The 11,561-nt window shown below is 73.0% G+C and carries 11 protein-coding genes; 4 read left to right on the top strand and 7 right to left on the bottom strand.

Translation table 11 applies throughout. From position 1 onward, the window contains the following. Positions 1-147: 147 nt before the first annotated feature. Positions 148-567 (bottom strand): VOC family protein, encoded by a 420-nt coding sequence (locus IEY96_RS32320; RefSeq protein WP_189198586.1) that lies wholly within the window; start codon positions 565-567, stop codon positions 148-150. After that, entirely contained in the window at positions 543-1,115 is a 573-nt protein-coding gene (locus IEY96_RS32315) for a cob(I)yrinic acid a,c-diamide adenosyltransferase (protein ID WP_091318767.1), read from the bottom strand. The genes IEY96_RS32320 and IEY96_RS32315 overlap by 25 nt, the downstream gene beginning before the upstream one ends. Here IEY96_RS32315 and murA point away from each other — a divergent pair. Together murA and IEY96_RS32305 are read left to right on the top strand one after the other, a co-directional pair. Then, entirely contained in the window at positions 1,114-2,553 is a 1,440-nt protein-coding gene (gene murA / locus IEY96_RS32310; protein WP_189198585.1) for a UDP-N-acetylglucosamine 1-carboxyvinyltransferase, read from the top strand. The two genes, IEY96_RS32315 and murA, sit on opposite strands and share 2 nt — an antisense overlap. A gap of 77 nt (positions 2,554-2,630) precedes the next feature. Next, on the top strand, positions 2,631-3,479 hold the full coding sequence (locus IEY96_RS32305; RefSeq protein ID WP_189198584.1) for a 3-hydroxyacyl-CoA dehydrogenase family protein: 849 nt from the start codon (positions 2,631-2,633) through the stop codon (positions 3,477-3,479). Between the two features lie 40 nt (positions 3,480-3,519). Here the strand turns inward: IEY96_RS32305 and IEY96_RS32300 are convergent, their stop codons facing one another. Together IEY96_RS32300 and IEY96_RS32295 are read right to left on the bottom strand one after the other, a co-directional pair. Continuing rightward, positions 3,520-4,332 carry an alpha/beta hydrolase gene (locus tag IEY96_RS32300; protein ID WP_189198583.1) on the bottom strand — a complete coding sequence of 271 codons (813 nt, stop codon included), beginning with the start codon at positions 4,330-4,332 and terminating at the stop codon, positions 3,520-3,522. Between the two features lie 92 nt (positions 4,333-4,424). Then, a complete protein-coding gene (locus IEY96_RS32295) occupies positions 4,425-5,666 on the bottom strand; it encodes an MFS transporter (RefSeq protein ID WP_189198582.1) in 1,242 nt (413 codons plus the stop codon). Positions 5,667-5,724: 58 nt separating this feature from the next. Between IEY96_RS32295 and IEY96_RS32290 the strand changes: the two genes are divergently transcribed. Beyond that, positions 5,725-6,678, top strand: a complete 954-nt coding sequence (locus IEY96_RS32290) for an ArsR/SmtB family transcription factor (protein ID WP_189198581.1) — start codon at positions 5,725-5,727, stop codon at positions 6,676-6,678. A gap of 24 nt (positions 6,679-6,702) precedes the next feature. Here the strand turns inward: IEY96_RS32290 and IEY96_RS32285 are convergent, their stop codons facing one another. Then, entirely contained in the window at positions 6,703-7,548 is an 846-nt protein-coding gene (locus IEY96_RS32285) for an ABC transporter permease (RefSeq protein ID WP_189198580.1), read from the bottom strand. Further along, entirely contained in the window at positions 7,548-8,393 is an 846-nt protein-coding gene (locus tag IEY96_RS32280) for an ABC transporter ATP-binding protein (protein ID WP_189198579.1), read from the bottom strand. The genes IEY96_RS32285 and IEY96_RS32280 overlap by 1 nt, the downstream gene beginning before the upstream one ends. A gap of 151 nt (positions 8,394-8,544) precedes the next feature. Between IEY96_RS32280 and IEY96_RS32275 the strand changes: the two genes are divergently transcribed. Further along, positions 8,545-10,551 (top strand): ethylmalonyl-CoA mutase, encoded by a 2,007-nt coding sequence (locus IEY96_RS32275; protein WP_189198578.1) that lies wholly within the window; start codon positions 8,545-8,547, stop codon positions 10,549-10,551. Between the two features lie 102 nt (positions 10,552-10,653). Here the strand turns inward: IEY96_RS32275 and IEY96_RS32270 are convergent, their stop codons facing one another. Next, positions 10,654-10,950, bottom strand: a complete 297-nt coding sequence (locus IEY96_RS32270) for a DUF1540 domain-containing protein (RefSeq protein WP_091318783.1) — start codon at positions 10,948-10,950, stop codon at positions 10,654-10,656. Positions 10,951-11,561: the final 611 nt, after the last annotated feature.

Genomic DNA, 11,561 nt, shown 5'->3' with positions numbered 1-11,561 from the left:
GTGTCGGCCTACCCGGATGCGTACGCGCAGTGGGAGCAGCAGGCCGCCGACATCGTCGCCCAGCACTGGAACAGCTGAGCCAAACGCTGGCCGGCACCCCGAACAACGGGGTGCCGGCCAGCGGCGTCTCGGGAGCTCCGGGACCGGTCAGTCAAGATCGGCGACCAGCTCGACCTCGTACCCCTGGGTGTCGGAGAGGTAGGCGGCGTAGGTCTGCGGACCGCCGGCGTGTGGGTGCCGGTCCGGGAAGAGCAGTTCCCAGCCGTGCCCGGGCGCGGCGGCGACCAGCCGGTCCACGGCGGCCGGCGGGCCGGCGTGGAAGGCCAGGTGGTTGAGGCCCGGCGCGCGCCGGTCGTGCGCGTGCCCGCTCAGCGCGGGGGATTCCTCCAGAACCAGGTACGTCGGGCCGAGCCGCCAGGACCGGCCGGCCGGCCAGTCCTGGTACGGCGTCCAGCCCAGCTCGCCGAGGAGCCAGCCCCAACTACGCCTGGCAGCGGCGAGATCGGGTACCCAGACCTCCACATGGTGCAGCGCGCCGACGGTCAGCGCTTGCCGCCCGGCACCCATAGCACATCGCCATCCGGATTTGCCGTTCTTGACAGGATAAAGAGCAGATCGGAGAGCCGGTTGAGATACTTTGCCGGGAGGGTGCTGGTCCGGTCCGGGTCGTGGGCGACCAGCGCCCACGCCGCACGCTCGGCGCGCCGGGCGGTCGTCCGTGCCACGTGCAGCAGCGCCGCGCCAGCGGTGCCGCCGGGGAGGATGAAGGAGTCGAGCTTGCTCAGGCGCGCGTTGTACTCGTCGCACCAGCCCTCGAGGCGCTCGACGTACTCCTCGGTGACCCGCAGCGGCGGGTACTTCGGGTCCGGCTCCACGGGGGTCGCCAGGTCCGCGCCGACGTCGAACATGTCGTTCTGGATCGACCCCAGCACCGCCCGCAGCTCGTCGGGGAGCTGCCCCAGGGCGAGCGCGACGCCGATGGCGGCGTTGCACTCGTCCACGTCCGCGTACGCGGCGATCCGCGGATCGGTCTTCGGCACCTGCTCGTTGTTGCTCAGCCTGGTCATGCCGGCGTCGCCGGCCTTGGTGTAGATGCGCGTGAGGTGGACGGCCATGACGCACAGCCTACGGATACCGGACCTGACGATCCCGGCGCGGCCGGCCCGCGCCGCCTGGCCGGTCGGGGTGGGGCCGGGCGACGCCGGTGACCCGGCGGTCAACGACGTCGACGTCATCCGGGTGCTCGGTGAGGCCCGGCTGGCCGGCACCGTGCACGTGGTCGGTGCGAAGAACTCGGCGTTGAAGCTGATGGCGGCGGCGCTGCTCGCCCCGGGGCGCAGCGTGATCACCAACGTTCCCCGGATCACCGACATCGCCATCATGGGGGAGGTGCTGCGCCGGCTCGGCTGCGCCGTACGCTTCGCCGCCGACGACCCGGTCGACCCGATGGTGGCTCGCGGCGGGGTGGAACGGTCCCGGTCGGTGGTGATCGACGTGCCGGAGCAGCCGGGCGCGGAGGCCGACTACGACCTGGTCCGCCGGCTGCGCGCGTCGATCTGCGTGCTCGGGCCGCTGCTGGCCCGCCGGGGGTACGTGCGGGTGGCCCACCCCGGCGGGGACGCGATCGGCTCCCGCGGCCTGGACATGCACATCGCCGGGCTCGCCCGGATGGGCGCGGAGATCTCCGGCGAGCATGGCTTCGTCATCGCCGAGGCCCCGGACGGGCTGCACGGCGCGGACATCCTGCTGGACTTCCCGAGCGTCGGCGCCACCGAGAACCTGGTGATGGCGGCGGTGCTGGCCCGGGGCACCACGACGATCGACAACGCGGCCCGGGAGCCGGAGATCGTCGACATCTGCACCATGCTGAACCGGATGGGCGCCCGGATCGAGGGGGCCGGCACGTCGACCCTGCACATCACCGGGGTGCCCGAGCTGCGCCCGGTCCGGCACGCCACGGTGGGGGACCGGATCGTCGCCGGGACGTGGGCGTTCGCCGCCGCCATGACCCGCGGCGACGTGACCGTGACCGGCGTCGACCCGGCCTACCTGGAGGTCGCGCTGGACAAGCTGGTCTCGGCCGGCGGGCTGGTGGAGACCCGGGGCGGCGCCTTCCGGGTACGCATGGACGACCGGCCGAAGGCCGTCGACGTGGTCACCCTGCCCTTTCCGGGCTTCGCCACCGACCTGCTGCCGATGGCGATCGGGCTGGCCGCGGTCAGCGACGGGGCATCGCTGATCACCGAGAACATCTTCGACGGCCGGTTCATGTTCGCCAACGAGATGATGCGGCTGGGCGCGGACATCAAGACCGACGGCCACCACGCCCTGGTCTGCGGGCACGAGCGCCTCTCCGGCGCCCCGGTACGCGCCACCGACATCCGGGCCGGCGCCGGCCTGATCATCGCCGGGCTCTGCGCGGACGGGGTCACCGAGGTCTCCCACGTGCACCACGTCGACCGCGGCTATCCGGACTTCGTGGCCGACCTGCGGGCCCTCGGCGTCGAGGTGGAACGCGGCACCGCGCCCGACGAACCGGACCTCGCCATCTGAGGGACCGCCCTTAGCAGTCGTTCAGCCTCGCGGATTAGGGTGCTGGCAGACACTCATTCGCAGCGAGGGAGAAGCAGATGGCGGGTCGACTCGCGGTCGTCGGTGCCGGGTTGATGGGCTCGGGCATCGCCCAGGTGGCGGCGCAGGCGGGCTGGCAGGTGACGCTGCGCGACCTGGACGACGCGGCCACCAAGCGGGGCGTCGACGGCATCCGGAAGTCGCTTCAGAAGTTCGCCGAGAAGGGGAAGATCGAGGAGTCCGAGGTCGAGGCGACCCTGGCCCGGATCACCCCGACCACCGAGCTGGAGGCGGCGGCCGACGCGGACATCGTGGTCGAGGCGGTCTTCGAGAAGATCGAGATCAAGCACGAGGTGTTCCGCGCGCTGGACAAGATCTGCAAGTCGGACGCGGTGCTGGCCACCAACACCTCGGCCATCCCGGTCACCCAGATCGCCACCGCCACCGAGCGCCCGGAGTCGGTCGTCGGCACCCACTTCTTCTCGCCGGTGCCCATGATGAAGCTCTGCGAGCTGGTCCGCGGCTACAAGACCAGCGACGCGGCCCTGGCCACGGCCAAGGCGTTCGCCGAGGAGATCGGCAAGACCGTCGTGGTGGTCAACCGGGACATCGCCGGCTTCGTCACCACCCGGCTGATCTGCGCCCTCGCCATGGAGGCGGTCAAGCTGGTCGAGGCCGGCGTGATCTCCGCCGAGGACCTGGACACCGCCTGCAAGCTGGGCTTCGGCCACGCCATGGGCCCGCTGGCCACGGTCGACCTGACCGGCGTGGACGTGCTGCTCAACGCCACCAGGAACATCTACACCGACACCGCCGACGAGAAGTTCTTCCCGCCGGAGCTGCTCCAGCGGATGGCCACCGCCGGCGACCTGGGCCGCAAGACCGGCCAGGGCTTCTACGCGTACTGAGTCGTGCGTGGCGCGCCCCCGGCCGTGGCGGCCGGGGGCGTCACGTTTTCCGGGGCGGGGTGAGGGCGGCGCCGAGCAGGGCGAACGCGTCGGGGATGACGGTGCCCCAGTAGGCGAAGTTGTGCCGGCCGTCGGCCCAGGCGGCGCGTGCCGGGGGCTCGGGCAGCGCCCGGGCCAGCGCGCGGACGTCCTTGAGGAAGTTGTCCTGCCGGCCGCACCAGAGGCCGACCGGGGTGCCGCGCAGCCGGTCCACGCCGGTGAAGACCGCGTCGCCCGGGCGGACCGCGGGGGAGAAGGCGGCCACCGCGCGCAGCCAACCCGGGTACGCCTCGGCGAGCAGCAGCGCCCCGAACCCGCCCATCGACCAGCCCCAGGCGGCGAGCCGGCCACTGTCGAAGCCGCGCCGGGCGCACCAGGTGGGCAGCTCCTCGCGGACCATCCGCTGCGGGTCGTCGTCGCCGGAGCGGCGCCAGGAGAGCCGGCCACCGGTGGCCCCGGCCAGCGCGAAGGGTGGGGCGCCGCGGCGTACCGCGTCGGTGAGGAACCGGGCCAGCCCGAGCCGGGCGTAGTCCCGGGGTGTGGCCGAGGCGCCGTGCAGCACCAGGCAGACGGGCAGGCCGCGGCCGTCGCCGTACCCCTCCGGCACGGCCGTCCAGAAATCCACCTCGCGGTCGCGGGCCCCGGACCGGATGCGGATCAGGCGCTCGTCCCCGGCCGGCGCGTCGGGCACGGCGGGCGCCGGCCCGGGCCGGGGCTCGGCCAGTTGCCGGGCGGCGAGCCCTCCGACCACCGCGGCGCCGGCCAGCCCGGCAGCGGCGCCCAGCACGGTGCGCCGGGTCAGCATGTGAGCCATGCCGGCGAGTGTGCCACCCGGGGTGTGAGGAAGGCCCGCCTGCTCCAACCGAGGGGTGGACAGGGGGCCTTCCGTGCGCCGTCAGCCGTCGTTCACGGCGCGGTCGTGACCGGCCCCGACCTGGTCCGCTCGCCGGCGTTGCCACCGCCCGCGCCGGGCACCGGGACGGGTCCGGGCGCCGTCCGCCGTAGGCCGGGGGTGAGCGCGACGGTGGCGACCAGCGCTGCCGCGGCCAACAACGCGACGGCACGAGATGGCGCAACGAGGTCCGCGGCGGCCCCCGCGAGCGCGGCGCACACCGCCTGCGCAGCCAGCATGCCGTTGCCGTGCAGGCCGAGCACCTGGCCACGGGCCTCGGGCGGTGAGTGGGCGATCAGCCGCTCCTGCAACGGCAGGGTGGCGGCGTAGCCGACCGACGCGATCAGCGCGACGGCCATGGCAACCGGCAGCGGAGGTGACAGGAGGATGGCCAGGTACGGCAGGGCGAGCAGCAGCCGCAGCGGGTGCACCCACTGCTCGCGGCGGGCCGGCGTCAGGAACCGTCCCACCACCACGTCCCCGATCAGCATGCCGAGCGCGGCGGCGGAGAGCAGGAAGCCGGCGCGATCACCGGCGTACGGGACGAACAGTGCCTCGCACCCGACGATCAGGCCGCCGGGCAGCCAGAGGTTCAGGAGAAGCGACCGGCGACCGGGGTCGGCCCAGAGAGCCCGGTTGACGCGGTGGGTGCGCGCGACCGTGACCCGCTCGGTGGCCCGGGCCGGACGCTCGGCGAGCCCGAACCAGCCCACCGCCGCGGACACCGCTCGCAGGGCGAGGGCGAGCAGGAACACCTGGTACGGGCTCAGCCAGACGAGCAGGACGCCGGCCAGCCCGAACCCGGCGATCTGCATGACGCCGACGCTGGTGTTCATGGTGGCCCGGGCCAGTACGTAGGCGTCGACCGGCACGATGTCGGTGAGCAGCGCCCACCGGGCGCCGCCGGCGACCGACCCGACGTACGCGGTGGCGAAGATGACCGCGAAGCGGGCCCACAGCGGCAGCCCGGGCACGGCCTGCAGCGCCGCTCCGGCGGTGGCGACCAGGGCGGCGAGGGTCAGCGCCCGGCGGGGTGGCACGCTGTCCGCGGCGGACAGCAGCGTCAGGCTGCCGAGCACTCCCGCCAGCGGTGCGCCGAACATGCTCAGTGCGGTGAGCAGGGCCGAGCCGGTCGATGCGTAGGTCAACGCGCCCAGGGCCAGCGCCGACGTCGTGTGCGCCGCGATCCCGGCGCAGTTCGCGAGGAACAGGTTGCGGAACTCCCGTACCGCGAACAGTTCTGCGTAGGTTCTCACCCGGGCATGGTCCGTAGGCTCCCGGCCGATCCCATAGAGTTACGTCTGGAGGCGAAACGTGGGCGTCTGGCAGGTGCCGTCCGACCTGGTCGCGCGGAGCCGGTTCACGGTCTCGCCGATGGTCGAGACGGTCGCGGCGCTGAAGGCGCTGCGCCATCCGCATGTCCCGTGGGAGCAGGCATGGCGACGACCCCACGTCGAGGCGTTCCGGCGGATGCTGGCCGCCCGGCCGGCGGCCCGGGCGCTGCTGTCGGCGTCGTTCAACCTGCGGTGGATCGCGGACTTCCTCACCATCGCGCCCACCTCCGCGGACCCGACGTTCGCGACCGAGCTGGCGGCCGTCGAGCGGTTGTCCGACGAGCGGATCCGGGCCGACCTGCGCGCGACCCACCCGGGTCCGCTCGCCGCCGAGCTGCGGGCGGACGGGCTCACCGGGCAGGTGGTGGAGCTTCTCCAATGGGTCTGGACGCACACCGTCGAGCCCGAGTGGCCGGAGCGGGAAGGCCGGCTGCGGGCGGACATCGTGGCCCGCACCGCCGCCCTGAGCACGAGCGGCTGGGCCGGGGTGCTGGCGGACATCAACCGCAACGTGCGGTGGCTGGGCGACGGCCGCCTCCAGGTCAACGACTATCCGGAACCGCCGCTGTCACTGGACCAGGCCGAGCAACTGGTCTTCCTGCCGGCCCACTGCCGTCGCGGCTGGGTGGTCTGGGACCTGCCGACCCGGTTCGGGATGGTCTATCCGGCGCGCGGGATCCTGGTCGACCCCACCTCACCGGCACCCGACGGTCTCGCCCGGCTGATCGGCGTGAACCGGGCCGACATCCTGGCCCGGCTGGACGCGCCACTGAGCACCTCGCAGCTCGTGGTGGTGACCGGGCTGTCCCTCGGCACGGTGAGCGATCACCTGCGGGTGCTGCTCGACGCGGGCGCGGTCAGCAAACGGCGGTCCGGGCGCGAGGTGCTCTACTGGCGTACGCCGCTCGGCGCCGCGCTCGTCGACGGCGGGTGAACGAGGCCCGTGGGGCGCCGCGCGTCAGCCGTCGCGCTTGGTGGTCCAGCGGAAGGTGGTCAGGCAGAGCACCAGGCCGATCACGCACCAGAGGCCGAGGACGAGGGCGACGCGGCCCAGCTCGAACGAGCCGCCCGGTTCCTGCGCGCCGAAGCTGTCCGGCAGGAAGACCGAGCGCAGCCCCTGGCACATCCACTTGAGCGGGAAGAGCGCGGCGACCTGCTGCATCCAGCTCGGCAGGCTGGTGAAGACGAAGAACACCCCGGAGATGAACTGGAGGACCAGGGCGACCGGGGTGACCACGGCCGAGCCGCTGCGGGCGGTGCGGGCCAGCGAGGAGATGGCGATGCCGCAGAGGGTGCAGGCGGTGACGCCCAGGACGGCGACCCAGCCGAAGGTGGCCCACTTGGCGGCGGTGTCGGGCAGCTTCAGGTCGAACAGCGCCACCGACACGGCGAGCAGCAGCACGGTCTCGGCGATGCCGATGGCCACCACCATGAGCACCTTGCCGGCGAACCAGACCCACTTCGGCATCGGGGTGCCCCGGTAGCGCTTGAGCACGCCCCGGTCCCGCTCGATCGGGATCCAGATGCCGAGGTTCTGGAAGCTCACCGTCATGAGGCCGGTCGCGATCATGCCGGTGATGAAGTACTGCGTGTAGCTGACGCCCGGGGCGATCTCGTCGCTGAAGATCGCCGCGAAGATCAGGATCATGATGACCGGGAAGCCCATCGTGAAGACGACGGACTCCCGGGAACGCAGGAACTGGGTGATCTCCAGCCGCCCCTGCCGCAGGGCGAGCGCGGCCCCGCCCGGCCGGCGGCCCGGGGCGGCGGCGACCGGGGCGGCCGGCTTCGTCGTGGTCGTCATCAGTGTCCGATCATCCGCAGGTAGACGTCTTCCAGGGTCGGCCGGGTCACGGTGAGGCCGGGAACCTCGCCGCCGAAGCGCGCGGCCAGCTCCGCCACCAGCGCCGTCGGCGTCGCGGTCTCCGCCGTCTCCGGCGTCCCGTCCGGGGTACGCCAGGAGACCGTCGCCAGCGCCTCCTGCCGGTTGCCCAGCCGGGTCGGCGGGGCCACCTCGACCAGCCGGCCCGCGGCGATCACGCCGACCCGGTCCGCCAGGGCCTCGGCCTCGTCGAGGTAGTGGGTGGTGAGCACGATGGTGGTGCCGGCGGCGGAGAGGTCGCGGATCAGCTCCCAGAACTCGCGCCGGGCCTCCGGGTCGAAGCCCGTGGTGGGCTCGTCGAGGAAGAGCAGCTCGGGGCGGCCGACGATGCCCAGCGCCACGTCCAGCCGGCGCTTCTGCCCGCCGGAGAGGGTGTGCGTGCGCGCCCTGGCCTTGGCGCCCAGCCCGACTCGCTCGACCACCTTGTCCGGGTCGTCGCTGTCGGGGTAGAAGCCGGCGAAGTGCCGGACCACCTCGGCGACGGTCAGCTCGTCGAACTCGCCGGTGCCCTGGAGCACGATGCCGACGCGGGAGCGCCAGGCCGGGTCCGGGTGGGCCGGGTCGGCGCCCAGCACGCGTACCTCGCCGGCGTCGCGCCGCCGGTAGCCCTCCAGAATCTCCACCGTGGTGGTCTTGCCCGCGCCGTTCGGGCCGAGCAGGGCGAACACCTCGCCGCGGTGGACGTCGAGGTCCACCCCCGCCACCGCGACGGTGTCGCCGTACGCCTTGCGCAGTCCCCGTACGGAGATCGCGAGCTCGTCATCCATGACGTCCAGTGTGCGACTCCGGCGGGGCGGCCGGCGGCCCGGGGTGTGGTGGTGTCGGCCATGTCGCGCCGCTCGTGCCCGTCGGTCCGCTCCATGGACCTGTGTGGTTTTCCACAGCCCGTTTTACTGAACGGTAACTTAAACTCCGGCCATGGACGAGAAGGCTCCTTCGGGGCGGCTGCCCGAGCGCGACCGGCCCTGGGTGATGCGCACCTACGCCGGGCACTCCTCCGCCACGGCCACCAACGCGCTCTTCCGCCGCAACCTGGCGAAGGGGCAGACCGGGCTCTCGGTCGCCTTCGACCTGCCCACCCAGACCGGCTACGACCCGGACCACGAGCTGGCCGCCGGCGAGGTGGGCCGGGTGGGCGTGCCCGTGGCGCACCTCGGCGACATGCGGGCCCTCTTCGACGGCATCCCGCTCGCCGAGATGAACACCTCGATGACCATCAACGCGCCGGCCATGTGGCTGCTGGGCCTCTACGGCACGGTCGCCGCCGAGCAGGGCGCCGAGCTGGCCCGCTGCGCCGGCACCACGCAGAACGACATCATCAAGGAGTACCTGTCCCGCGGGACGTACATCTTCCCGCCGGCGGCGTCGCTGCGGCTGACCGCCGACATCATCGCGTACACGCTGCGCGAGATGCCGAAGTGGAACCCGGTCAACATCTGCTCGTACCACCTCCAGGAGGCCGGCGCGACGCCGGTGCAGGAGGTCGGTTTCGCCCTGGCGACCGCGGTCGCCGTGCTCGACGAGGTCCGCGACTCCGGCCAGGTGCCCGCCGAGCGGATGGGCGACGTGGTCCAGCGGATCTCCTTCTTCGTCAACGCCGGGGTACGCTTCGTCGAGGAGATCGCCAAGATGCGCGCGTTCGGCGCGCTCTGGGACGAGATCACCCGCGACCGGTACGGCGTCGAGAACCCGAAGCAGCGCCGCTTCCGGTACGGCGTCCAGGTCAACTCGCTGGGCCTCACCGAGGCGCAGCCGGAGAACAACATCCAGCGCATCGTGCTGGAGATGCTCGGCGTCACCCTGTCCCGGGACGCCCGGGCCCGGGCCGTGCAACTGCCCGCCTGGAACGAGGCGCTCGGCCTGCCCCGCCCCTGGGACCAGCAGTGGTCGCTGCGCATGCAGCAGGTGCTGGCGTACGAGTCGGACCTGCTCGAGTACCCGGACCTGTTCGACGGCTCGCACGTGATGACCGCGCTGGTCGACGACATCGTCACCGGGGCCCGGGTCGAGCTGGAGAAGGTGCTGGAGATGGGCGGCGTGGTGGCCGCCGTGGAGACCGGCTACCTGAAGAGCGCCCTGGTCGCCTCGCTGGCCGACCGGCGCCGGCGGATGGAGGCCGGCACCGACGTGGTGGTGGGCGTCAACCGGTTCACCGAGACCGAGCCGTCGCCGCTGACCGCGGCCGGCGCCGAGGCCATCGAGCAGGTGGACCCCGCCGTCGAGGCGGCCGCCACCACCGCCGTACGCGAGTGGCGGGCCGACCGGGACGCGGCCGCCGTGGACGCGGCACTCGCCCGGCTGCGCGCGGACGCCGCGACCACGACGAACCTGATGCCGGCGACGTTGGAGTGCGTGCGGGCCGGGGTGACCACCGGCGAGTGGGCCGGCGCGCTGCGCCAGGTCTTCGGCGAGTACCGGGCGCCCACCGGCCTGGCCGGCGCGGCCGGCGCGGGCGGCGACGCCAGCCTGGGCGCGGTGCGGGAGCGGGTCGCCGCCACCGCCCGTGAGCTGGGCAGCGGCCGGCTGCGGCTGCTCGTCGGCAAGCCCGGCCTGGACGGCCACTCCAACGGCGCCGAGCAGATCGCGGTACGCGCCCGCGACGCCGGCTTCGAGGTGGTCTACCAGGGCATCCGGCTGACCGCCGGGCAGATCGTGGCGGCCGCCGTGGAGGAGGACGTCGACCTGGTCGGCCTCTCGGTGCTCTCCGGCTCGCACCTGGCCGCGGTGCCGGCCGTGCTGGACGGGCTGCGCGCCGCCGGGCGGGCCGACCTGCCCGTGGTGGTCGGCGGCATCATCCCGGCCGTCGACGCGGACGCGCTCCGGGCCGCCGGGGTGGCCCGGGTGTTCACGCCGAAGGACTTCGCGCTGACCGGCATCATCGACGACCTGGTCACCGTCATCCGGGAGTCCAACGGCCTGTCCTGAGACCGGCCTCGCCCGCACTTCCCGCGCGGCCACCGGGCCGGGCGCCCCGATGTCCGTCCGGACCGGTGGCGTCGGGCCTGTCGCAGGCGGGCTCGACCCCGGTCAGCGGCTGGCGTAGGTCTGGCAGTCCGCCAGGTCCATGTCCGGGCCGACGGTGATCGCCGGGGCGTGACACTCCAGGTCGGAGTTGTGCCGGCAGTCCGCCCGCTGGCAGGCGCCCACCTGGGCGAGCGTCTGCTCGACGCCGCCGCGCACCGGCATTTCGATGAAGGTGTGGCAGTGCGCGTGGTCGCTGCTGCCGATCGTGATGGCGAAGGCGTGGCAGTCGTTGGTGTGGTTGTAGGCGCAGGACCTGACGGCGCACTCCTGGACCCGGGGCATCTCCATCGACGCGGTCATCTCTCCGGCCCTCCTCTGGACGTCAGCCACAAATGTAGGCATTCGTCCGGTCTTCGACCCGCCGATCCACCCGGGGGTCACGCTGTCGAGTGCCCCCTCCTGGCCGTCCGCACCGCCGCCCGCCTGCGCAACCACGTCTTGCTCTGCAGCCTCCCACGCAACGCCGTCGGGGCTGGGGTGTCGCGTCCGTGGCGGCAGAGCGGAGGGGGCGTTCGCGAATCTTGGACAGTTACCGTTCGAGACGAACGGTAACTGTCCAAGATCGGGCATGCGGTTCGGCGACGCCTGCGCGACCTGGGCGGATTGTCCGTTTAGCGAGTGTGATCGGCGGCATCCGGGTGGCGGAATCGGGGGCGGGCCGGGGTCGTTGTATCCGGGTGAACGGCCGAGGAGGACGCCCCGCGAGGCGGGGTGGTCGGGCCCGGAATGATGGTGGGCCGCCGGTCGTTGTACATGGTCCCGGCGCGACGAAGAGGCTCTGCCCCGCGCACCGGATGATCCCCCCAAGACTTTTTGAGCGCCTGACGGTGCTTGCGCACACCGATCCCGCCGACCCCCATCGGCTTGTGTGTGCGCCGACCCCCGAATGGAGCTTTCCCATGAACACGATG

The sequence above is a fragment of the Micromonospora fulviviridis genome (genome assembly GCF_014648395.1).
Classification (GTDB): domain Bacteria; phylum Actinomycetota; class Actinomycetes; order Mycobacteriales; family Micromonosporaceae; genus Micromonospora; species Micromonospora fulviviridis.
Note: the sequence above shows the minus strand (reverse complement) of the source record. Positions and strands in the feature narration are given on the sequence as shown.

Excerpts from the sequence above, each read along its gene's own strand:
- IEY96_RS32275 (WP_189198578.1), top strand. The coding sequence starts at position 8,545 with ATGGACGAGAAGGCTCCTTCGGGGCGGCTGCCCGAGCGCGACCGGCCC.
- IEY96_RS32315 (WP_091318767.1), bottom strand. The coding sequence starts at position 1,115 with ATGGCCGTCCACCTCACGCGCATCTACACCAAGGCCGGCGACGCCGGC.
- IEY96_RS32320 (WP_189198586.1), bottom strand. The coding sequence starts at position 567 with ATGGGTGCCGGGCGGCAAGCGCTGACCGTCGGCGCGCTGCACCATGTG.
- murA (WP_189198585.1), top strand. The coding sequence starts at position 1,114 with ATGACGCACAGCCTACGGATACCGGACCTGACGATCCCGGCGCGGCCG.
- IEY96_RS32285 (WP_189198580.1), bottom strand. The coding sequence starts at position 7,548 with ATGACGACCACGACGAAGCCGGCCGCCCCGGTCGCCGCCGCCCCGGGC.
- IEY96_RS32270 (WP_091318783.1), bottom strand. The coding sequence starts at position 10,950 with ATGACCGCGTCGATGGAGATGCCCCGGGTCCAGGAGTGCGCCGTCAGG.
- IEY96_RS32305 (WP_189198584.1), top strand. The coding sequence starts at position 2,631 with ATGGCGGGTCGACTCGCGGTCGTCGGTGCCGGGTTGATGGGCTCGGGC.
- IEY96_RS32280 (WP_189198579.1), bottom strand. The coding sequence starts at position 8,393 with ATGGATGACGAGCTCGCGATCTCCGTACGGGGACTGCGCAAGGCGTAC.
- IEY96_RS32300 (WP_189198583.1), bottom strand. The coding sequence starts at position 4,332 with ATGGCTCACATGCTGACCCGGCGCACCGTGCTGGGCGCCGCTGCCGGG.